This is a genomic window from Rhodobacter sp. Har01, assembly GCF_020564565.1.
Classification (GTDB): Bacteria; Pseudomonadota; Alphaproteobacteria; order Rhodobacterales; family Rhodobacteraceae; genus Pseudogemmobacter.
This window is the reverse complement of sequence record NZ_JAJCTD010000002.1, coordinates 273,710-293,299: the sequence shown is the minus strand read 5'-3', so window position 1 is coordinate 293,299 and position 19,590 is coordinate 273,710. Positions and strand designations below refer to the sequence as shown.

The following is a 19,590-nucleotide window of genomic DNA, read 5'->3' as shown; positions in this document are numbered from 1 at the left end:
ACCGCCCCCGGACTCGTCAAGGGATAGCGGCTCGCCCCAGGGCCTCCCTCACGATGTCGCGATGAATGCGCATCAGTTGTGGCCCCCTGGTCCAAAGGATCGCCGTGTCGATCCGCCGCCCCGGATAGATGCCCTCCAGCGCCAGCGCATAGGCCCCCAGCTGCCTGAGATAGCTCTCTGGCACCTCCTCCGCCCGCGCCGGAATCGCCGCGTTCGACTTGAAGTCGACCACGGTCACCACGTCGGGCGTCACCACCAGCCGGTCGATGTTTCCGCTCAGCCGTGTTCCATTCCAGGGCACCAGAACCGACACCTCGGCCTGAGTCCCCGGCCCGAAAAGCCAGCACAGAGACGATTCCGACAGAATCCCCGCCGCCTCGGCCAGCACATCCTGTGCCCCGATCCGCTCGGCCAGCGCCGCCCAGTCGCCTTGCGGTCGCCCCGGCAGATGCTCCAGCAGCAGGTGCAGCAGGCTGCCGCGCAGCAACGGATCGCCCCCCGGCAGCACCGGCGGTTCCGCCGCCAGCACCTTGTCGCCCCCCAGGCCCGAGGGCGACAGCTCGACCACCCCCGCCGGTGGCGGCAAGGCCGGTCGCCCGACCCAGTCCGGCAGCGAAACGTCCTGCGGCGGTGGCGCCTCGACCCGGGCCTCTTTCGGCCAGTCGCCCACTTGCAACCGCCGCACGCCCCCGGCCCCTTCGACAAACGGCAGCATTCCGGCCGCCCTGTCGATCATCCCGTACCACGAGGGCGCGCCGCATTCCCCCGCACCGGCCACGATCAGCCAGCATTTCGGCCTTGTCAGAGCCACATAGAGCAGCCGCAGGTTCTCTTCCTCGCGCGCTGCCTTGCGGGCTTCCTTTGCGGCCGCCACCACCGGCGGATTGTCCGCCGCGCGCCCCGCCCAGACCGGCACCCCGTCCGGCAGCGTCAGGATCGCATCCCGATCCTCAAGCTTGCGGTCCGCCGTTTCGGGCAGAATCACCACCGGCGCCTCCAGCCCCTTGGCGCCATGCACCGTCATCACCCGGATCAGCCCGCCCTCGGCCTCGGGGCGCCGCTTCACCTCGACCTCGCCCGCCGCCATCCAGGCCAGGAATCCGGTCAGCGAGGGCGCCTCGGCGCGTTCATAGGCCAGCGCCTGCGCCAGCAACTCGTCCAGCGCTTCGGCTGCCTCGACGCCCATCCGCCCCAGGATCATCGGTCGCCGCCCATGCCGCGTCAGCAACCGCTCGATCAGCTCATAGGGCCGCAGGAACTCGGCCCGGTCGCGCAGGTCGTGCAGCACCGCGACGGTCTCGCCGCCGTCAGGATGGTTCCGCAGCGCCTCCCACAGCCAGCCTTTTCGACCCTGTGCAAGCTGAAACAGCCGTTTCTCCGACCAGCCGAACAGCGGAGACCGCAGCGCGGTGGCCAGCGCCAGGTCATCCTCGGGCGTGTTCAGGAACGCCAGCAGCGCCAGCACGTCGCGCACTGCCAGTTCCTTGGTCAGCACCATCCGGTCCGCCCCGGCGATCGGCAGGTCCTCGGCCTTGCAGGCCCGGATGATCTCGAAGAAGATGTCGTGCCGCCGCTGCACCAGGATCAGGAAATCCCCCGCCCGCACCGGCCGCACCGTCTCCTTGTCGGGGATCTGCACCCCCTCGCGGATCATCCGGCCGATCTCTGCCGCGATCCGCCGCGCCAGCACGACACTCGCGTCATCCTCGGCCTTCAGATCGACCGGATCGTACCAGACCCCCTTGTCCGGCTCGGCCGGCTTGGGCGCCACGGGCCAAAGGTCCACCCGCCCCGGCATCGCGTCATGGAACGCCAGATGCCGGAACGCCCCCCCCAGGGCCGCCGGGGGTGCCCCCTCGAACACCCGGTCCACCAGGCCCAGGATCGCCGAGGCCGACCGGAACGAATGCTGCAAGGGCAGTTCGACCAATGGCCCGCCCGCCGCCGCGAACCGCCCTTCGAATTCCGCCTTCACAGTGTCGAATGCGGCCACATTCGCGCCCTGGAAGGAATAGATCGACTGCTTCTTGTCGCCCACCACGAACAGCGACCGCGGGTCGCGCCGCGCGCCTTCGCCGGCGGTGAATTCCGCCGTCAGCGCCTCGACGATGCGCCATTGCCCGGGGCTGGTGTCCTGCGCCTCGTCCACCAGAACATGGTCCAGGCTGCCATCCAGCCGGTACAGCACCCAGGGCGCCACCCGTGGGTCGGTCAGCACGTCGGTCGCCCGCAGGATCAGGTCGTCAAAGTCCAGCCACCCCCGCGCCGCCTTCGCCGCCTCATATCGCCGCAGAAAGCCGCGCGCGAACCTATGCAGCCGCGCCGTGGCCCCCGCCGCCGCCAGCGCCAGCCGCAGCGGCCGCGCCGCCTCGACCCGAGTCATCAGGCCTTCCAGCGCCGCCATCCGCGCCGCGAACCGCGCCCGAGTGTCCTTTGTGGGAAAGTCCCCGATCTTGGCCGTGAAAGACTTTGCCGGGTCTTTCGTCGCCTTGAAAAGGAACGCGTCCTCAAAGGCCTGAATCGTCTCTAACGTTGCCGAAAATGGCCGAACCGGGCGCAAGACATCTGCCGCGCCCAGGTCCTTGGCCGAGCCGCCCGCAAGCACGGCGAGCAGGTCCTCGACCAGCGCCGCCTCGCCGCCCAGGAATACCTGCGCCAATAGGTCCGCCTCGCCAAACCCTGTCGGCAGGCCGAAGGCCGAGCGCAGCGCTGCCTCATCCGTCTCGCCGGCAAAGGCCACTTTCTTCCCGACGATCAGCTTCGTCAGCCGGTCGAGGTCTTCGCCAGACTCCTCCAGCACCGCGACCAGCAGCGCTGCATCGGGCCCCTCGGCCATTTCCTCCAACACATCGGCCCGCAATTGCGCGGCGCTGCGGTCCTCGATCTCCTGAAAGCCCGGGGCCACCCCGGCCTCAAGCGGAAACCGCCGCAGCAGACTGCCGGCAAAGCTGTGGATCGTCTGGATGCGAATGCCCCCCGGCGTCTCGATCGCCCGCGCGAACAATTGCCGCGCCCGCCGCAGCTGCTCTTCAGGCAATCCGCCTTCGCCCAAGGTTGCCAGACTGTCACGCAACGCGCCATCCGTGGCCATCGCCCATTCGCCCAGCCGCTTGAACAGCCGGTTCTGCATCTCGGCCGCCGCCGCCTTGGTATAGGTCAGGCACAGGATGTTCTGCGGATCCACCCCGCGCAGCAGCAGCCGCGCCACCCGGTCGGTCAGCACCCGGGTCTTGCCCGACCCCGCATTGGCCACCAGCCAGACGTTCGAGCCTGGGTCCGCCGCCGCGATCTGCGCGCGGGATGCGTCACTGGCAATGCTCAATCCACATCCTCCGGCTTGGGATCCTGGGTCGCGTCCCATTCGCCATGCCGGGCAAGATCGTCGTAGTCTCCCGGCCATTTCATGTCGAACGTCGCCCGCCGCGAGGTATATCCCTTGGCCGGGCTCTGGTAGGCCCGGATCAGCACCCGGAATTCCTCCAGGGCCGCCCTGATCAGGTCGTCGTCCAGATCCTTCGGCTCGGCCTTCAGCCCGCTTCCCAGACCCTGATAGACGATCTTCCGCACCGGACAGCCTTCCAGACCCGGAAAGCCCCCCAGGCTGGCCATCACCGCCGCCAGCAGCAGTTGCTTGGCGAAATGGTCCTGCTGCTTGGCCGATGGCGGAGCCCCGGTCTTGTAGTCAACGATCCGCAAGCCGCCGTCCGGCAACAGGTCAATCCGGTCCGGCTTGCCGACCAGCGTGAATCCCAGACCTGGCACCTCGATCCCGTGTTTCTCTTCCAGCAGAACCGGCGTGCCGCCGTCCTGCGCCAGCGCCTCGACCAGCGGCCGCGCAATCCGCGCGATCCGCGCGCGCCAGGCCGCACGCGCCACGGGAAATGGCACGGTTTCGGCAAGAACAGTGTCACAAATCGCCACCAGCCGGGCCACGGCCAGTTGCGTTTCGACGGGCAGCGGGCCGCCCTTCAGCAGGCGCTCCATCACCAGATGCATCACCTCGCCGCGCAGCCGCGCATCGGCTTCGGCCCGCAACGGGTTCAGCGGGCGCAGCCGCAGCAGGTGCTTGGCATAAATCGCGTAGGGGTCGCGGATCAGCGTTTCCACCTCGGTCAGCGACAGCTTCCTTGGCCGCAAAGGCACCGGAGGCCGTGGCGCCGGGCGATGCGCCGGTGCGCCCGGCAGCGGCCGCTCCGACGCGATGGCCAGCGCCAACAGCGCCTCGCCGCGCGCCCGCATCGCGGCCAGGGCCTGCGGCCCCTGCCCCTGCGGCAGCCCCGACAAGAGGTTCGCCACGCGGTTGAGCCAGCGTGAGGGCACCGTCTCTGCCTCGGCATCCCGCAGCGCACGGCTGAGAACCACCTGCGGCGCGGCGGCCGCCATCTGGTAGTCGTGCGCCGACAGTCCGATCCGCCGTTCCGGCAGCAACAAGCCCGCCTCGGCCCGCATCCGCCGGTTCAGCCAGGGGTCCGGCGCGGGCTGGGCGGGCCAGATGCCCTCGTTCAGCCCGGCCAGGATCACCAGGTCGGCGCCCTGCACCCGCGCCTCCTGCGGCCCCAGGATCTGCACCCTTTCATCAGCCAAAACAGTCTCTCGCACAGCCCTTTGGCCCAGCACACCGTCCAGCAGCGCCGCATAGTCGGCGGGCGTCAGCGCGCAGGCTTCCGGCGCCTCGGCCTGAAACTCCGTGATCGCCAGCAGCGCCTCGACACCGGCCGCCTTGTCCCAGGGCGAATCGCCGGCCGCCGCCCAATCCGCGCCGCGCGCCAAGGCCTCGGTTGCCGCCCGGTGGCGGGCGATCAGCAGCGGCAGCGGCGCCTCTGCGGCGTCGCGCAGCCCGTCCAGCACTGCCGCCACGGCCTCACCCCAGGCCACATCCCGCCCCGCCGCCCAGGCGCGCAGGAACCCCGCGTCGGGGAAGGCCGGGCCGTTCTGGCGCAACTCCAGTTCCAGGTCGCGGGTCAGCAGCAGGTGCGCGCCCCGCCCGGCGCCCGAAAACGCCAGCGGATGCTTGAGCAGCGCCATCAGGTCGTCGCCGCGCAACGCCCGCCCCATCGCCCGCGACACCAGCCGCAGCAAACGACCCGGAGGCGTATGCAACAGCGGCCGCCCGGCCGAATCGTCCGGCACCAGCCCCCAGCGGTCCAGCGCCGCGGCCACCCGGCGGGTCAGATCGCGGTCGGGCGAGATCAGGGCCGCGCTCTGGCCGTCTTCCACCGCCTGCCGCAGCCGCAGCGCAATCGCCTGCGCCTCGGCCCGCGGGTTCGGCGCCTCAAGCAGGGTCAGGCCGGCTGTCGCGCCCGGCAAGTCGGTCAGCCAGGCGCCTTCGGTGATCCACTGGTCGGTCACCGGTGCCGGCCGCAGGGAAAGCGAGATCAGCCGGTTCCGGGCCGGATCGGGCGCGGCGGCCTCGTCCCACGGCAAAATCCCCTGCGGCCCGATGCCCAGCGCATCCATCAGCCGCCGAAACCGGTACTGCGGGTGGTCCTCATGGCCCATCGCATCGGCCATGCCGTCCCAGACTTCGGGCGGAAGGTCGAAATCGAACCCCGGCAGCACCAGCGCCCCTTGTGGCAGCCCCGCCACCGCCCGCATCAACAAGGCCGTGGTGCCCCGAGACCCGGTAGAGCCGGCCAGGATCACCGGACCTTCGGGCGGACGGGTCTGCCATTCGGCAATCAGCGCTTCGGTCGCGGCGCGCAGACGGGCCTCGGCATCCGGCGGGCTGCCGGCCGCGAAATAGCGGTCGACCAGCGCCAGAAAGCGTTGGCTGCGGGCCCAGTGCTCGGCATGGCCTTGCACGTCCAGCCGCGCCACCGCCTCGGGCACAACGCCTTCGGCCCGCATCTCGTCCATCAGGGCGGCCAGGCTGTCGGCCAGGTCGAACATTGCCCGCCGCGGCGCCAGCGAGGCGTCGGCGCGCAGCATCCGGTCGATCAATACCACCAGCTCCAGCCGCCGCCCCAGTGACGAAACCCCCGGCGCCGTGCCGCACAGCAGCGGATCGCCGCCCAGTTCGGTGACCAGCCGCAGGCGGGGCAGGAAGGTGGCGCCCCTTGCGGCAAATGCCTCGCGCAGGCGGCGGCGCATGCGCTGGGTGTTCAGAAAGACCGTCACCCGCGCCAGCGCCTCGGGCGGCTGGCCGGCCAGGCGGCGCAGCAGGCCATCGGCCAGGCGCCGGGGAAAATCGGCGCCCGGCGGCAGGGCCAGCACATGCGGGCCATGGCCGGCGAACATCATGGCTCTCCCAGCAGGGCTTCGGCCTGCGCCAGGCCCTCGGGGCTGCCCACGTCGCACCAGTCGCCGGGATAGGGCAGGGCAAAGGCCCGGCCGGCGGCGATCATCCCGTCCCACAGGCGATTCAACGAGAAGACCTGCTCGGGGATCTCGGCTAGTCCTTCGGTCCGCAGGATCTGCGCGCCCAGGTAGACCACGCCCGTCTCATCGGCGGCGCGGGTGATCCGGCCGGTGGCGTCAACGGCGAAATCCGCCCGGCCGATGCGGCCGTGCACGGCCACCCGGTCCTTGACCATGAGCAGCGCATCCATCCGGGCGGGGTCCCAGGCCCGGCGCAGCAGGTGCAGCGGATTGGCCCCCCGCCAGACGGCATCGGGGTTCAGCGTCATCACCGGCCCGCCTCCCAGCATCGGCAGCGCGGCCCGCAGCCCGCCGCCGGTGTCCAGTATTTCGTCCCGCTCGTCGCTGATCTCCACCCCGGCCCGCCCGGCCAGGTGGTCGACGATCTGACCGCCGAGGTAATGCACGTTCACCACCACCGGCGCGCAGCCCGCCGCTTCGGCCAGATCCAGCGCCCGATCCAGCAGGGGCCGGCCGTTGACCGGGATCAGCGGTTTCGGCCGCGCAACGGTCAAAGCGCGCATCCGCGTGCCGAAACCCGCCGCGAACAGCATCAACGGAAGGCGGGACATTGCGACCTGATCCTTGCTAGGTTCTCCGGCGTGGCCGGCGGCAACAGCCGATCGCAGATCTGGCGCAGCCGGGCCAGCGCCGGATGCCCGAGGTTGCGCTGCAACTGGCCCCAGACCCGCGGCGCATGATCCAGGTACTGCGGTTTTCCCTCGGCCAGGCAAAGCCGCGCGAAGACCCCCAGAATCCGCAAGGCCCGCAGCGCGCCCAAGGCCGCATAGGCCGGCGCCAGATCGGTCACAAGGACACCTGCGCCCATGGCAAACCGGGCGATCCCTTCGGTCTCGACCGCGGGCAGGACATCGCGGCGAGCGTCCTGCAGCAGCGAGACCAGGTCATAGGCCGGCTGCCCCATCTGCGCGGCCTGGAAATCCAGCAGGCCCACCCGCGCCAGACCCCTCCGTTCTGGCAGCCAGATCAGGTTGCCGGCGTGGTAGTCGCGCAGGATCAGGATGCGGGGGCCGTCGGCCTCGGCCTGCAGAACCGCGGTCAGGGCGGCCGCAAAGGCCTCGGCTTCGGGCGCCAGGCCCAGGATGGCACCGGCATACCAGTCCAGCGCGAGGCCGGCCGACGCGGCCCAGTCCGCGGCCGCAAGATCGGCCACCGGCTGCGGCGGCGGGTGGCGCTGAAGATGCAGCAGCACCTCGACCGCCGCGGTGGCAAGTCGGGGCTCCAGCGCCGGGTCGTCTGCCAGCACGCGGGTGAAAAGGCTGTCGCCCAGGTCCTCCAGCAGCACGAAGCCCTGGTCCGGGTCGGCCGCCATCACCTTCGGCGCCGAAAGTCCGATCGACGACAGATGCGCGCCGATGCGCAGGAAATCGCGGGCGTCGTCGGCCGAACCGGGCGGGGCGTCCATCAGCACGGCCCGGCCGAGGCCGCCGGCCAGCCGTTCGTACCGCCGGGCCGAGGCATCTCCGGCCAGGTGGTGCCGCTCGGCCCGGTCCCAGCCCGCCGCGCGCAGGAAGGCCTGTTTCGCCGCGTCCCGCGCCTCGGTCATGGCCTGGCCTCCTGCATCAGGCAGGTCATCAGGCGGGCCGGCGCGCCGCTCAGCTGCGCCTCGCGGCCTTCGCCCCGCAGCACAAGCCTCAGGCGAATCGCCTCGGCCGGCTGCTCGAGGCCCAGCCGGTCGGGCCATTCGATCAGCACGATGTCGCGGCCCATGGCCTCGGCCAGGCCCAGTTCCGCGACCTCGACCGAACTGCTCAGCCGGTAAAGATCGGCATGCCAGATCTCGCAGCTTGGGCCGTCATAGGTCTGCACCAGGGTGAAGGTGGGTGACGGCACCTCGGTTGCCGCGCCGGCCAGGGCACGGATCGCGGCACGGGCGATGTGGGACTTTCCCGCGCCGACCGGGCCTTCCAGCAGCAGCGTGTCGCCCGGGCGCAGACACCGGCCCAGCCGCGCCCCGAACCGGCGCGCGGCTTCCTCGTCGTCAAGCTGGAACTCTGCAACCCCGGCCGCCGGCATGGCCGCGAGTCTAGCCGGGGCCGGGGCAAGCGCAAGACGAAAGCCTGGCCGGCGCGGCGCCCGGCCCGTCCTGAAGCCGCGCCAACGGCGGTCTGCCTCAGGCCACCATCACCGCCGTTGTGGCGCCGGTCTCGCCCAGGGCCGGCGTGGGTTGCGGCACCGTCCGGAAGGTGACCATCGTCGCCCCGTCCGGCAACGGTGCCACGCGGCATTCGACCAGCCGCCCGTCCTTGAGCCGGACTTCGCCATCCCAGGGCTCGCGCGCGCCCATCGTGCCGATATAATCGGCCAGGTCGTTCCACAGCAGCGTCGGCGCGGTCAGACTGCGCCAGGTGGCCACGGCATCGGGTTCGTGCAGGTCAAGCCCCAGGCCGTTCTGCGGCGGGCCCCACAGCGCCACCGCCGCGCGGTTTGCCATCGTCATGCTGCCGTCCTGGGCGAACACCACCACCGGCTGGTCGATCACGTCGATCACCGCGCGGCCCAGCGCGACATCGGCGCGATAGCGCCGGGTGCGGCTCATTTCCGAGGAGATGTCCTCGAACAGAAAGGCCAGCGCGCCGTTCGGGTGCGGTCGCCCGGTCACCCGGTAGGTCTGCCCCGAGGGCAGCGACCAGGTGTCCTCGAACAGACCCTTGGCGGCGGCCTCTTCCAGATCGACGATCTGCTTGCGCCAGCTGCGGTAATCCTTCGGCTCCGGCAGCATGGATTTCTCGCGCATGGCGTCCAGCAGCATCGACAGGGTGGGGCGGCCGATCAGGAATTCGGCCGGCAGGCCGGTCAGGTCGATCAGCGCGGGGTTGAAGATCTGCAGCACCCGGTTGCGGTCAAAGATCGCCAGGCCGATGGGCAGGTGGGCGAAAGTCTTGGTCAGGGTCTGCATGAAGTCGCGCAGCGACATTTCGGCCTGCACCAGCTTGTTCACCGGCTGCGCAACGTGCAGTCTGCGGCCGTCCAGCGGCGTCGTGGTCAGTTCGTACCAGCGCAACTCCTCGCCCAGACGCAGGCTGCGCCGGAACGGAGCGGCCAGGTCCTCGGTCACCGGGTCGAACAGGGCCGGCAGCGGCCAGTTCAGGTCTTGCCCCGGCTCCAGCCGTTCGATCGCGGTCTGGATATAGGCGCCGTTGGCCCAGGTCACCTGGCCGTCGGGCGCGGTATGCCAGATCAGCAGCGGCAGATGGGTCAGGGTGTCGCGCATCGAGGCGGCTTCCTCGCGCAGCGCAAGTTCGGCGGCCGCATCCGGGCCGGACTGGCGCTGCTCGGCATCGGAATCGACCAGGGTCAGCCGGGTCAGCCCGCCCAGGTTCTCGGCCCGCAGGACCAGCGGCGGTTCGATGTCCTCGCGAGAGCACAGGACGAACCGGCCTTCCCGCTGCAGGCCTTCCAGCCGCAAGGTCAGACCGGGGAACATCGGCTCCAGCCGGGCCAGCGCCTGCAGCCAGGCCTTGCCGCCCGCCAGCCCGGCGGCAAGCAAGGCGCGGCCAGAGGCGGTGGCATCGACAAGACGGTCGCCGTCGAACAGCAGGACAGTCGCCGGGGTGGCCTGGGTAAAGATCGAATCGGCCGGCTTCCGGCCTTGCCGCGAAAGCGCCGAGACGACGGTGACAGAGGCAAGCGCGACCAGGCTGGCGGTCAACACCATTCCGAAGGCAAAGGTCCAGTCAAACACGATCCGTCCGTCCCGCTAAGGCTTTCGGGCAGACTAGCCCGCGGTCGGTTAACGCATCGTTAATCCATTAACCCTGTGACACCGCAGCGGCGGTTCAGACCTCGATCCGGGCATTCTGTGCCCCGGTCGATCCGGCAGGGGCCAGCAGGTCGACGGCAAGCCAGATCGCCTCGATCACCGCGCCGCAACGTTCGGGCCGCTCGTCGGGCGCCAGGAACGGATCCGAGGCATTGGCGAAGGTCAATTGCGCGCCCGAGCGTTCCAGCAGCGTCTTGGCGATGAACAGGCCCAGGCCCATGCCTTCGTATTCCGGGCGCTTGGTCAGGTCCTGCTCGGACCGGCGCGAGCGGACAAAGGGGTCGCCGATGCGGCCGATGACGTTGGGCGGATAGCCCTCGCCGTCGTCGACGATGCGCACCAGGATGTTGCGCTCGGCCCATTCGGCGTCGATCCAGACCGTGGTGCGGGAAAAGTCCACCGCATTCTGAATCAGGTTGCGCAGGCCATGAATGATCTCGGGCCGGCGCAGCACGGTGGGCTGGCGGTCGGCGCCGCCGGGGCCGGGCTGCAGGTTGAACACCAGCGTCTTGCCACGCGCCGAATGCGGCTCGGCGGCCTCGCGCAGCACGGCCCCCAGCGGGGCCTGGCGCAGTTGCAGGTCGTCCTTCCCGGCGCGGCCCATGCTGCGCAGGATGTCGCGGCAGCGGTCGGCCTGTTCGCGGATCAGCCGGGCGTCGTCGAACAGCTCCGACCCCTCGTCCAGTTCCTCCATCAACTCGCCGCTGACCAGCTTGATGGTGGCCAGCGGCGTGCCCAGCTCATGTGCCGCCGCGGCGACCACGCCGCCCAGGTCGGTCAGCTTCTGTTCCCGCGCCAGCGCCATCTGGGTGGCCAGCAGCGCATCCGCCATCGCCCGCATCTCGGTTGCCACGCGGCGCGAATACAGGCCCAGGAACAGGATGCCGACGATGATCGCGATCCAGTAGCCGAACTCCAGGATCGGCGGAATCTCAAGCACGCTGCCGTCGGCATTGCGCAGCGGCAGGTTGAAAAAGCCGGTGACCGAGATGAACAGCACCGCCATGGCGCCCAGGAACAGCGTCGTGCGCAGGCCAAGCGCGCTGGCCGAGATCGTCACCGGCGCCAGGATCAGCAGCGCGAAGGGGTTGGTCAGCCCGCCGGAAAGGTAGATCAGCGAAGACAGCTGCGTCAGGTCGAACAGCAGCATCAACAGCGTCTCGAACTCGGTCAGGCGCTTGTTTTCCGGGAAGACAAAGACCGAAACCAGATTGGCAATGATCGAGGCCCCGACCGCCATGAAGCTCAGGCCCAGCGGCAGTTGCAGATGAAGGAACCGGTCTGCCACGGCAATCGCCGCCAGCTGGCCCACGATCGCCATCCAGCGCAACTGGATCAGCGTGCGCAGGCGCACCCCGGTGCTGCGGGCTTCGGCGAAGAGAAAGCCCTGACTGTCGTCTTGTTGCATGCACGTCCAGCCGTTAAGAGCTTGTTGGCCCTTGTTAAGGGTGCGCGGCGGCGCGATCAATGCCGGGCGGGTGCGGGGAGAGGGAAGAACGCATGTCCAGACTCTATGCTTTGGCGGCTGCCGCAGTGGCGGCGGCGGCGCTTGGGGCAATGGCCGGCTATGCCCTCTGGCCGCGCGGCGGCGACGACGCCTTTGCCCAGTGCCGCTCGGGCGCGGCCGGCGGCGATATCGGCGGACCCTTCACCCTGATCGACAAGGACGGCCGCACCGTCACTGACACCGACGTGATCACCGCGCCGACGCTGGTCTACTTCGGCTATACCTTCTGCCCCGACGTCTGCCCGCTGGACATGTCGCTGAACGCCGAGGCCGTCGATATCCTGGAAGAGCAGGGCCACAAGGTTAACCTGGTCTTCGTCTCGATCGACCCGGCCCGCGATACCGCCAAGGTGGTGGGCGATTTCGCTTCCAACATCCATCCGCGCGCCATCGGTCTGACCGGATCGGAAGCGCAGGTCGCCGCCGCCGCCAAGGCCTACCGGGCCTACTTCAAGAAGCAGGACGGTGACCCCGAGTTCTACCTGGTCGATCATTCGGCCTTCACCTACCTGGTGCTGCCGGGGCTTGGCTTCATGGATTTCTTCAAGCATGACACACCGGCCGACCAGCGTGCCGCCGGCGTCAGTTGCTTCCTGGAAGCGGCCGCGCAGTAAAATTGACCAGTCTCAATAATATCTTTACGCTTGATGCGGAATAGCAAAGGAACCGCGCCGATGGCCGAAGACCTGCAAGCCGACCTGGGCGCCGACCGGACCCTGCTCCTGGTCGATGACGACGAACCCTTCGTCAAGCGACTGGCCAAGGCGATGGAGAAGCGCGGCTTCCTGACCGAGACGGCGGAAAGCGTCGCCGCCGGCAAGCTGATCGCCCAATCCCGCCCGCCGGCCTATGCCGTGGTCGACCTGCGGCTGGAAGACGGCAACGGCCTTGACGTGGTGGAAACCCTGCGCGAGCGGCGCCCCGATTGCCGCATCGTCGTGCTGACCGGCTATGGCGCCATTGCCACCGCCGTTGCGGCCGTCAAGATCGGTGCCATCGACTATCTGTCGAAACCCGCCGATGCGAATGACGTGATGAATGCATTGCTTGCGCGCGGCGAAACCCTGCCGCCGCCACCGGAAAACCCGATGTCGGCCGACCGCGTGCGTTGGGAACACATCCAGCGCGTCTATGAAATGTGCGACCGCAACGTTTCGGAAACCGCGCGCCGTCTGAACATGCACCGCCGCACGTTGCAGCGCATTCTTGCCAAGCGCAGCCCGAAATAGGTATTTCCATTGCGCCTATTCGGCGATTGGATTATCACCTCTGCAAACCAAGCAGAGGAAGCCAAGGCATGGACATCAACCTCAACTCCCTGTCGCTGAAAGAGTTGAAGGATTTGCAATCGCAAGTGGCGAAAGCCGTTGCGTCGTTCGAAGACCGCAAGAAGAAGCAGGCCCTGGCCGAGTTGCAGGAAAAGGCCCGTGAAATGGGCTTCTCCCTGGAAGAATTGACCGGCGCTCCGGCCACGCGCAAGCGGACGCCCTCGGCGGCGAAATATGCCAATCCGGCCAACAGGTCTGACACCTGGACCGGCCGTGGCCGCAAGCCGCGCTGGTTCTCCGAGGCGCTGGCCAAGGGCAAGAAGCCCGAGGATATGGCGGTCTGATCGTCAGGCCGACAGGAACAGCCATTTGAGAAATGCCCGGGTCGCTGCCCTTTGCGGCCCGGGCGTTGTGACCACGAAATACGCCGGCAATTGCGCCCGGCTGTCGTGGATCAGCACCAGCCGGCCCTCGCGGATATCTTCCTCCATCAGCGCCAGGCTTTCGACGATCAGCCCCAGCCCCTGCCGCGCCGCCGCCAGCGACAATTCCTCGCCGGGAAACTCGCTGCGGCTCAGCGTCGCCGGTTCCAGGCCCAGGCTTGCCAGGTAATTCTCCTGCTCGGGCCAATCCCGGGTCAGCAACCAGTCCATCCCCTGCATCTCGGCCGCGGTCAGGGTCTTGCGGCCCGCCAGCAATTCCGGCGCGCAGGCCACCGCCATCCGCGCCGGGGCCAGGAATCTGGCCTCGACCCCCGGCCAATTGCCGTTGCCATAGCGCAGGCCGATATCCATTCCGTCGCGCCGCAGGTCCGACACCCGCGCGTCCGGATGCAGCGACAGCGCAATGTCGGGGTGCCGGTCCCAGAACTCCTTGAGCCGCGGCATCAGCCATTGCGTCGCAAAGCTGGGCGTCAGCGTGATCCGCACCGGCCGCGCCGCGCCGCCTGCCCGCAGCGCCTCGACCCCGGCCTGGATTGTGCCGAACCCCTCGGACAGCGCCCGCGCCAGATCGGCCCCTTCGGCCGTCAGCGCCATGCCGCGCCCCTGCCGCAGCACCAGCGCCAGGCCCAGCAGCTTTTCCAGCGACCGCACCTGTTGGGCCACCGCAGCATGGGTCACGTTCAGCGCCCGGGCGGCCTGCGAATAGCCGCCACCCTCTGCCACCGCGTGAAAGGCGCGCAGAGCGGACAGCGACGGAAGGCGGGACCAGGTGATGCTCATATGATAGCCTGTCTAACATTATGGAAGAATTGCTGATTGGGCAAGATGCCATCCTTCGGCTAGAAACAGCCTCAGAAACCGGCACCCAAAGGAGAAGGACATGTTAAGCATTTTCGCAGATGCCCTGCTCATCGCCGCCCGCGGAGTTCCGTTGCGGCCTGATGAACCGGCCCGCCGGGCCGACCCGGAACGCGACCGCGAAACGATGCGCCGCTGGATGGCCTCGATCGGCGGGCGGGACTGACCGGCCCGGTCGCTTACCCGCAGGCCGCCAGCAGGTCTGCATGACGCTGCACATACTCCGCCCGCACCACCGCGGGCGGACGCAGCCGAATCTCCAGCCCCCGCACGGTCCCTGCTTCCGGCTTGCCAAAGAACCGGTCCGCCTCGGGGATCGAAAATCCCGCGATCTGCACCGCCTCCAGCCAGGCGCTGACCTTGTCCGCCGCCTTGATCTGCTTCTTGATCGGCACCGGCAGCACCGCCGGCAGCCCGAACCGCAGGTGCACCGCCGCCGTCAGCCGTTCGTCCAGCGCGCCGTATCCCGGCCCCACCGCCGCCTTTACCGGGCTGATCATGTCGCCGATCACGTATTCCGGCGCATCATGCAGCAGCGCCGCCAGCCGCCACTTCGCCGGCACCCCGGCGTTGGCCCGGGCAAAGATCTCCTCCACCAGCAGCGAATGCTCGGCGACAGAATAGGGCCAGTCGCCCCGAGTCTGCCCGTTCCAGCGCGCCACGAACGCCAGCCCATGCGCGATGTCCTCGACCTCGATGTCCATCGGCGTGGGGTCCAAGAGGTCCAGCCGCCGCCCCGACAGCATCCTCTGCCACGCCCGCGGCTGTTTCATCCCCGTCCCCTCAGTTGTCTCGCCGCCGCTTCGATGCTATCTGCCCCGCCATCAAGGGATCAAGGAGTGCGCCGGGATGGCTGCGGATTACATCGTCAAAGACATTGCCCTTGCGGAGTTCGGCCGCAAGGAACTGACCATTGCCGAGACCGAGATGCCGGGCCTGATGGCCTGCCGTGAAGAATTCGGCGCCTCGAAGCCGCTGAAGGGCGCCCGCATCTCCGGCTCGCTCCACATGACGATCCAGACCGCCGTCCTGATCGAAACCCTCAAGGCGCTGGGCGCCGACGTGCGCTGGGCCTCGTGCAACATCTTCTCGACCCAGGACCACGCCGCCGCCGCCATCGCCGCCACTGGCACCCCGGTCTTCGCCATCAAGGGCGAGTCGCTTGAGCAATACTGGGACTACACCGACCGCATCTTCCAGTTCGGCGGCGAAGGTGGCACCTGCAACATGATCCTCGACGACGGCGGCGACGCCACCCTCTACATCCTGCTCGGCGCCCGCGTCGAAGCCGGCGAGACCGATCTGATCGCCGTGCCGACCAGCGACGAAGAGGTTTGCCTGTTCAACCAGATCCGCAAGCGCCTTGCCGCCAGCCCCGGCTGGTTCACCAAACAGCGCGCCGAGATCAGGGGCGTCTCCGAGGAAACCACCACCGGCGTCCACCGCCTCTATGACCTGCACAAGCGCGGGCTGCTGCCCTTCCCGGCGATCAACGTCAACGACAGCGTCACCAAGTCGAAGTTCGACAACAAGTACGGCTGCAAGGAATCGCTGGTCGACGGCATCCGCCGCGCCACCGACACGATGATGGCCGGCAAGGTTGCCGTGGTTTGCGGCTATGGCGACGTGGGCAAGGGCAGCGCCGCCAGCCTCCGCGGCGCCGGCGCCCGCGTGAAGGTCACCGAAGTCGACCCGATCTGCGCCCTGCAGGCCGCGATGGACGGCTACGAGGTCACCCTTCTGGAAGACGAAGTCGCCAGCGCCGACATCTTCATCACCACCACCGGCAACAAGGACGTGATCCGCATCGAGCATATGCGCGCGATGAAGGACATGGCCATCGTCGGCAACATCGGCCACTTCGACAACGAGATCCAGGTCGCCGCGCTTAAGAACCACAAGTGGACCAACATCAAGGACCAGGTGGACATGATCGAGATGCCCTCGGGCGCCCGCATCATCCTGTTGTCCGAAGGCCGCCTCCTGAACCTCGGCAACGCCACCGGCCACCCGTCCTTCGTGATGAGCGCCTCGTTCACCAACCAGGTGCTGGCCCAGATCGAGCTTTTCACCAAGGGCAAGGACTACGCCCCCGGCGTCTACATCCTGCCCAAGGCGCTGGATGAAAAGGTCGCCCGACTGCACCTCAAGAAGATCGGCGTCAAGCTGACCGAGCTGCGCAAGGACCAGGCCGATTACATCGGCGTCGCCGTCGACGGCCCGTTCAAAAGCGATCACTATCGCTACTGACCGCCCGCCTGGCGCAAATGCTTCGCTTCGGTCCGCGTCTGCCCTGACGCGGGCCGAAGGATTTTCCCCATTGCCAGACGACGCTCATGTCCTAAGCTGCCGGGCGTCCCTCCGCCGGGTGGGGGATCTGTGACAAGGAACGAGGGAAAAACATGGGCAAGCGCGACGAACTGATCGCCAGATACGCCGACGACCTTACGAACAAATGCAAAATGACGCCCGACATGGGCCTTCTGACCAAGGTCACCATCGGCTGCGGCCCGTCGATCTATGACAACGACGCGTCCACCGTCGCCGCCTCCGACAAGGATGAGCTTGAGCGCATCAAGACCAACTTCCTGATCAAGAAGCTGGGCCTCAAGGACGGCCCCGCGCTGATGGAAGGCATCAACGCCGCCATCGAGACCTACGGCAAGTCGGAACGCAGCAAGTTCCGCGCCGTGTTCTACTACATGCTGGTCAAGCATTTCGGCCGCGAAGCCGCCTACAAGTAAGCGCCGCTCCGGCCTTTCAGACGCCCGCGCCGGGCTGCGGCGCGGGCTTTCTCATGCCTGCATCACCTCGACCGCCAGCACCGTGGGCAGGTGCCGCGCGATCTCGTGCCAGGTCTCGCCCTCATCGGCGCTGTGAAAGACCGACCCGCTGTTGGTGCCGAAGAACAGCCCGGCATCCGGGGCCACCGCCATGCCCTGCCGCAGCACGGTGAAAAAGCAGCCCTCCTGCGGCAGGCCGTTGCGGCAGGCCTGCCAGCTTGCACCGCCATCGCGCGACCGCCAGACCGCGGCCGCCGCATCGGGCGGGAACCGGCCCGCCATGTCGCCGTTCAGCGGGATCACCCACAGTGTCTCGGGGTCGGTCGGATGCACCGCGACGGGAAAGCCAAACGTCGAGGGCAGGCCTTCCGTGATGTCATCCCAGTTGCGCCCGCCGTCCGGGCTGCGGAACACCCCATGGTGGTTCTGCTGGTACAGCCGACCCCCCGACCCGCGGCCCAGGTTGTGCACGCAATGGCCGATCTCGTGCCCTTGCGGGGCCGCCGGGTGGTCATGGCCGTGATGCGCCGCCGCATTCGACAGCCGGTTCCGCCTCTCCCAGGTCGCCCCGCCGTCCTCGCTGGCAAACACTCCCGCGGCAGAGATGCCCAGCCACAGATGCGCCGGGTTCCCGGGGTCGCTGACGATGGAATGCAGCACCAGTCCCGCCGCACCCGGTTGCCACTCGGGCGCGCTGGGGTGGTCGTTCAACCCGTCCAGCCGGGTCCAGCCGGCGCCGCCGTCGTCGCTGGCGTAAAGCTGCGCCGGTTTCACCCCGGCCAGCAGCCGCTTGCCGGCATGGTGCAAGGACCAGACAGATTCGACCGAGCCGGTGAACGGGGCAGGGGGATTCGGCCCATGGCCGACGAATTCGATGAAGGACGGATCGTTGGTCAGGAACTCGTCGAATTTTCCATTCGACAGCTGCGCCAGCGTCCAGCTTTCGCCGCCGTCGCCGGACCGCCAGACCCCCGCGCCGGTCCAGTCGTTGCCGCCGCCGGCCCAGATCGTGCCGGTCTGCGGGTCGCCGATCACATGGTTGATCGGCCAGCCGTCGCAGAACGGCCCGCGTGCGCGCCAGCGCCCGGCCTCTTGCACCAGCAGGAAGGTGCCCTTCGTGGTTCCCAGCAAAACCGTCGTCGCCACCATCTGGCGCCTCCTCTCCTTGCATTTGGCTCAAGTTCTTCGGGCTTCGGCTTTGCGGTGAACCGCGCAGTCGGCTATGTCTTCTCTCGTCAGGGCAGAAGCGCCCGGGACCCTTATCAGAACACGTGCGGTGCTAGGGGAGCACGTGGGGTGGATGGAGGGTCCCGTAGGGGTGCGGGACCCTCCATTTTGTTTTCCGGCTTCAGAACAGGTTCAGCACGGCGCCCATCAGGGTGCAGCCGATCACGCTGTTGACTCCGTCAATCACCGTCAGCCCCGGCTTCCGCATCGAAAAGGCATAGTTCATCGCCACCCAGGGCGTGATCAGGAAGGCGCCGATCCCCAGGCCCGCCACCGCGCCGCCGCCGACCGAGGTGACACCCGACGTCACGAAGCTGTGCCGCATCATCCCCGCCACCAGGATCATCGCCAGGATGCCCACCACGAAGGGCATCGCGCCGCCGCCCTGTGGCTTGCCATCCGGTCCGACGGGGATTTCCGCCGCCGCGATCCAGGCCCGCGACATCGACATGTACCAGACTGCGCCAAAGGCGAAGGCCGCGGCAGCGGCGGCCAGGACGCTGAGAAACTCCATTCCGGCTCTCCCTGAAATCCTTTGCGGCGAGTTTGCCGCAAATCATGGGGGCAGGATATTTCTTTTTCGGCGATCTGGGGCAAAGCGTCAACGAAACAGGAACGACAACCGGCGGCCGGTCCTGCCGAGGCCCCTTCCCGGGTCTCCTGCGGCCTGGTATTCAGGCGTCCAGGCCGCCAAGCCTGCAGATGATGTCCCATTCCGCCGCGCTGACCGGCTGTACCGAAAGCCGGGTGTTGTTGACCAGCACCATCCCTTCCAGCCCCGGCGTCACCTTGCAGTCCTCAAGGCTGATCGCCCGCTGCAACGGCCGCACCGCCCGCACCCAGACGCAATCCCAGCGCGGGTCGTCGGTGGTGCTGTCCGGCGCGCTTTCGCGGCAGACCTCGACGATGCCGACGATCTCTTTGCCGACGTTCGAGTGGTAGAAGAACCCAAGGTCCCCCAGCCGCATCGCCCGCATGTTGTTGCGGGCCTGATAGTTGCGCACCCCGTGCCATTCCTCGCCCGCATCGCCGCGGGCGACCTGATGGTCCCAGCCCCAGACGTCCGGCTCGGACTTGAACAGCCAGAAGTTCATCCGATCACCTTCTTCCACTCCCGGATCTCGACGCTCTCGAACAGCCCCGCCATCGCATAGGGGTCGGCCTCCGCCCAGTCTTCACCGTCGCTCAGCCGCGCCACGTCGAGAATCACCAGTGATCCCACCATCTCGCCCGAGGGCGACAGGAACGGCCCCGCCATCTCGACCACGCCGCTGGCCTCGATATAGGCCAGATGCGCCTCGCGCTTGGCTTTGCGCAGTTCCAGCTGCCCCGGTTTGTCGATGCAGATCAGTGCCACGTGCAT

The 19,590-nt window shown here is 68.4% G+C and carries 19 protein-coding genes; 6 read left to right on the top strand and 13 right to left on the bottom strand.

Annotation, left to right across the window (positions count from 1 at the left end):
* Positions 1 to 16 precede the first annotated feature (16 nt).
* The 7 genes from addA to regB all read right to left on the bottom strand — a co-directional run bounded on the left by addA (position 17) and on the right by regB (position 11,549).
* Positions 17 to 3,361, bottom strand: coding sequence for a double-strand break repair helicase AddA (gene addA, locus LHP98_RS07160; RefSeq protein ID WP_227251834.1), 3,345 nt, complete (start codon positions 3,359 to 3,361; stop codon positions 17 to 19).
* Entirely contained in the window at positions 3,319 to 6,240 is a 2,922-nt protein-coding gene (gene addB, locus LHP98_RS07155; RefSeq protein ID WP_319638922.1) for a double-strand break repair protein AddB, read from the bottom strand. Before addB ends, addA begins: the two co-directional genes overlap by 43 nt.
* The gene (locus tag LHP98_RS07150; RefSeq protein WP_227251833.1) at positions 6,237 to 6,929 is read right to left on the bottom strand and encodes a nucleotidyltransferase family protein; all 693 of its coding nucleotides are present in this window, start codon (positions 6,927 to 6,929) and stop codon (positions 6,237 to 6,239) included. Before LHP98_RS07150 ends, addB begins: the two co-directional genes overlap by 4 nt.
* Positions 6,911 to 7,924, bottom strand: a complete 1,014-nt coding sequence (locus LHP98_RS07145; protein WP_227251832.1) for an aminoglycoside phosphotransferase family protein — start codon at positions 7,922 to 7,924, stop codon at positions 6,911 to 6,913. The genes LHP98_RS07150 and LHP98_RS07145 overlap by 19 nt, the downstream gene beginning before the upstream one ends.
* Entirely contained in the window at positions 7,921 to 8,394 is a 474-nt protein-coding gene (gene tsaE, locus LHP98_RS07140; RefSeq protein WP_227251831.1) for a tRNA (adenosine(37)-N6)-threonylcarbamoyltransferase complex ATPase subunit type 1 TsaE, read from the bottom strand. The genes LHP98_RS07145 and tsaE overlap by 4 nt, the downstream gene beginning before the upstream one ends.
* 97 nt (positions 8,395 to 8,491) lie before the next feature.
* Positions 8,492 to 10,063 (bottom strand): PAS-domain containing protein, encoded by a 1,572-nt coding sequence (locus tag LHP98_RS07135; RefSeq protein ID WP_227251830.1) that lies wholly within the window; start codon positions 10,061 to 10,063, stop codon positions 8,492 to 8,494.
* Positions 10,064 to 10,157: 94 nt separating this feature from the next.
* A complete protein-coding gene (gene regB, locus LHP98_RS07130) occupies positions 10,158 to 11,549 on the bottom strand; it encodes a sensor histidine kinase RegB (RefSeq protein ID WP_227251829.1) in 1,392 nt (463 codons plus the stop codon).
* Positions 11,550 to 11,641: 92 nt separating this feature from the next.
* Here regB and LHP98_RS07125 point away from each other — a divergent pair, with 92 nt between their 5' ends.
* The 3 genes from LHP98_RS07125 (at position 11,642) to LHP98_RS07115 (ending at position 13,260) form a co-directional block, all read left to right on the top strand.
* Positions 11,642 to 12,262 carry an SCO family protein gene (locus LHP98_RS07125; protein ID WP_227251828.1) on the top strand — a complete coding sequence of 207 codons (621 nt, stop codon included), beginning with the start codon at positions 11,642 to 11,644 and terminating at the stop codon, positions 12,260 to 12,262.
* Positions 12,263 to 12,322: 60 nt separating this feature from the next.
* Entirely contained in the window at positions 12,323 to 12,877 is a 555-nt protein-coding gene (locus LHP98_RS07120) for an ActR/PrrA/RegA family redox response regulator transcription factor (protein WP_227251827.1), read from the top strand.
* A 68-nt stretch (positions 12,878 to 12,945) separates the two neighbouring features.
* The gene (locus LHP98_RS07115; protein ID WP_227252075.1) at positions 12,946 to 13,260 is read left to right on the top strand and encodes an H-NS family nucleoid-associated regulatory protein; all 315 of its coding nucleotides are present in this window, start codon (positions 12,946 to 12,948) and stop codon (positions 13,258 to 13,260) included.
* Between the two features lie 3 nt (positions 13,261 to 13,263).
* Here LHP98_RS07115 and LHP98_RS07110 read toward each other — a convergent pair whose 3' ends face one another.
* Complete coding sequence (locus LHP98_RS07110; RefSeq protein WP_227251826.1) at positions 13,264 to 14,139, bottom strand: LysR family transcriptional regulator; 876 nt, start codon at positions 14,137 to 14,139, stop codon at positions 13,264 to 13,266.
* Positions 14,140 to 14,239: 100 nt separating this feature from the next.
* On the opposite strand from LHP98_RS07110, the gene LHP98_RS07105 reads away from it, so the two are divergent.
* On the top strand, positions 14,240 to 14,383 hold the full coding sequence (locus LHP98_RS07105; RefSeq protein WP_227251825.1) for a hypothetical protein: 144 nt from the start codon (positions 14,240 to 14,242) through the stop codon (positions 14,381 to 14,383).
* A 13-nt stretch (positions 14,384 to 14,396) separates the two neighbouring features.
* On the opposite strand, the gene LHP98_RS07100 is transcribed toward LHP98_RS07105, so the two are convergent.
* The gene (locus LHP98_RS07100) at positions 14,397 to 14,990 is read right to left on the bottom strand and encodes an HD family hydrolase (RefSeq protein WP_227251824.1); all 594 of its coding nucleotides are present in this window, start codon (positions 14,988 to 14,990) and stop codon (positions 14,397 to 14,399) included.
* A 76-nt stretch (positions 14,991 to 15,066) separates the two neighbouring features.
* Here LHP98_RS07100 and ahcY point away from each other — a divergent pair, with 76 nt between their 5' ends.
* Positions 15,067 to 16,467 carry an adenosylhomocysteinase gene (ahcY, locus tag LHP98_RS07095; protein ID WP_227251823.1) on the top strand — a complete coding sequence of 467 codons (1,401 nt, stop codon included), beginning with the start codon at positions 15,067 to 15,069 and terminating at the stop codon, positions 16,465 to 16,467.
* A gap of 152 nt (positions 16,468 to 16,619) precedes the next feature.
* Positions 16,620 to 16,961, top strand: coding sequence for a DUF2853 family protein (locus LHP98_RS07090; RefSeq protein WP_227251822.1), 342 nt, complete (start codon positions 16,620 to 16,622; stop codon positions 16,959 to 16,961).
* 51 nt (positions 16,962 to 17,012) lie between these two features.
* Here LHP98_RS07090 and LHP98_RS07085 read toward each other — a convergent pair whose 3' ends face one another.
* The 4 genes from LHP98_RS07085 to LHP98_RS07070 form a co-directional block, all read right to left on the bottom strand.
* Positions 17,013 to 18,149, bottom strand: coding sequence for a sialidase family protein (locus LHP98_RS07085; RefSeq protein ID WP_227251821.1), 1,137 nt, complete (start codon positions 18,147 to 18,149; stop codon positions 17,013 to 17,015).
* Positions 18,150 to 18,348: 199 nt separating this feature from the next.
* Positions 18,349 to 18,741: a DUF1761 domain-containing protein gene (locus LHP98_RS07080; RefSeq protein ID WP_227251820.1), complete on the bottom strand. Its 393-nt coding sequence runs from the start codon at positions 18,739 to 18,741 to the stop codon at positions 18,349 to 18,351.
* A gap of 160 nt (positions 18,742 to 18,901) precedes the next feature.
* Positions 18,902 to 19,321, bottom strand: coding sequence for an EVE domain-containing protein (locus tag LHP98_RS07075; protein WP_227251819.1), 420 nt, complete (start codon positions 19,319 to 19,321; stop codon positions 18,902 to 18,904).
* Positions 19,318 to 19,590, bottom strand: a complete 273-nt coding sequence (locus LHP98_RS07070; RefSeq protein ID WP_227251818.1) for a YciI family protein — start codon at positions 19,588 to 19,590, stop codon at positions 19,318 to 19,320. Before LHP98_RS07070 ends, LHP98_RS07075 begins: the two co-directional genes overlap by 4 nt.

Bases quoted from the DNA above. Each gene is read 5' to 3' on its own strand.
- addA (WP_227251834.1), bottom strand. From the start codon at position 3,361: ATGGGACGCGACCCAGGATCCCAAGCCGGAGGATGTGGATTGAGCATT.
- addB (WP_319638922.1), bottom strand. From the start codon at position 6,240: ATGATGTTCGCCGGCCATGGCCCGCATGTGCTGGCCCTGCCGCCGGGC.
- LHP98_RS07150 (WP_227251833.1), bottom strand. From the start codon at position 6,929: ATGTCCCGCCTTCCGTTGATGCTGTTCGCGGCGGGTTTCGGCACGCGG.
- LHP98_RS07145 (WP_227251832.1), bottom strand. From the start codon at position 7,924: ATGACCGAGGCGCGGGACGCGGCGAAACAGGCCTTCCTGCGCGCGGCG.
- tsaE (WP_227251831.1), bottom strand. From the start codon at position 8,394: ATGCCGGCGGCCGGGGTTGCAGAGTTCCAGCTTGACGACGAGGAAGCC.
- regB (WP_227251829.1), bottom strand. From the start codon at position 11,549: ATGCAACAAGACGACAGTCAGGGCTTTCTCTTCGCCGAAGCCCGCAGC.
- LHP98_RS07125 (WP_227251828.1), top strand. From the start codon at position 11,642: ATGTCCAGACTCTATGCTTTGGCGGCTGCCGCAGTGGCGGCGGCGGCG.
- LHP98_RS07120 (WP_227251827.1), top strand. From the start codon at position 12,323: ATGGCCGAAGACCTGCAAGCCGACCTGGGCGCCGACCGGACCCTGCTC.
- LHP98_RS07115 (WP_227252075.1), top strand. From the start codon at position 12,946: ATGGACATCAACCTCAACTCCCTGTCGCTGAAAGAGTTGAAGGATTTG.
- LHP98_RS07110 (WP_227251826.1), bottom strand. From the start codon at position 14,139: ATGAGCATCACCTGGTCCCGCCTTCCGTCGCTGTCCGCTCTGCGCGCC.
- LHP98_RS07105 (WP_227251825.1), top strand. From the start codon at position 14,240: ATGTTAAGCATTTTCGCAGATGCCCTGCTCATCGCCGCCCGCGGAGTT.
- LHP98_RS07100 (WP_227251824.1), bottom strand. From the start codon at position 14,990: ATGAAACAGCCGCGGGCGTGGCAGAGGATGCTGTCGGGGCGGCGGCTG.
- ahcY (WP_227251823.1), top strand. From the start codon at position 15,067: ATGGCTGCGGATTACATCGTCAAAGACATTGCCCTTGCGGAGTTCGGC.
- LHP98_RS07090 (WP_227251822.1), top strand. From the start codon at position 16,620: ATGGGCAAGCGCGACGAACTGATCGCCAGATACGCCGACGACCTTACG.
- LHP98_RS07085 (WP_227251821.1), bottom strand. From the start codon at position 18,149: ATGGTGGCGACGACGGTTTTGCTGGGAACCACGAAGGGCACCTTCCTG.
- LHP98_RS07080 (WP_227251820.1), bottom strand. From the start codon at position 18,741: ATGGAGTTTCTCAGCGTCCTGGCCGCCGCTGCCGCGGCCTTCGCCTTT.
- LHP98_RS07075 (WP_227251819.1), bottom strand. From the start codon at position 19,321: ATGAACTTCTGGCTGTTCAAGTCCGAGCCGGACGTCTGGGGCTGGGAC.
- LHP98_RS07070 (WP_227251818.1), bottom strand. From the start codon at position 19,590: ATGCACGTGGCACTGATCTGCATCGACAAACCGGGGCAGCTGGAACTG.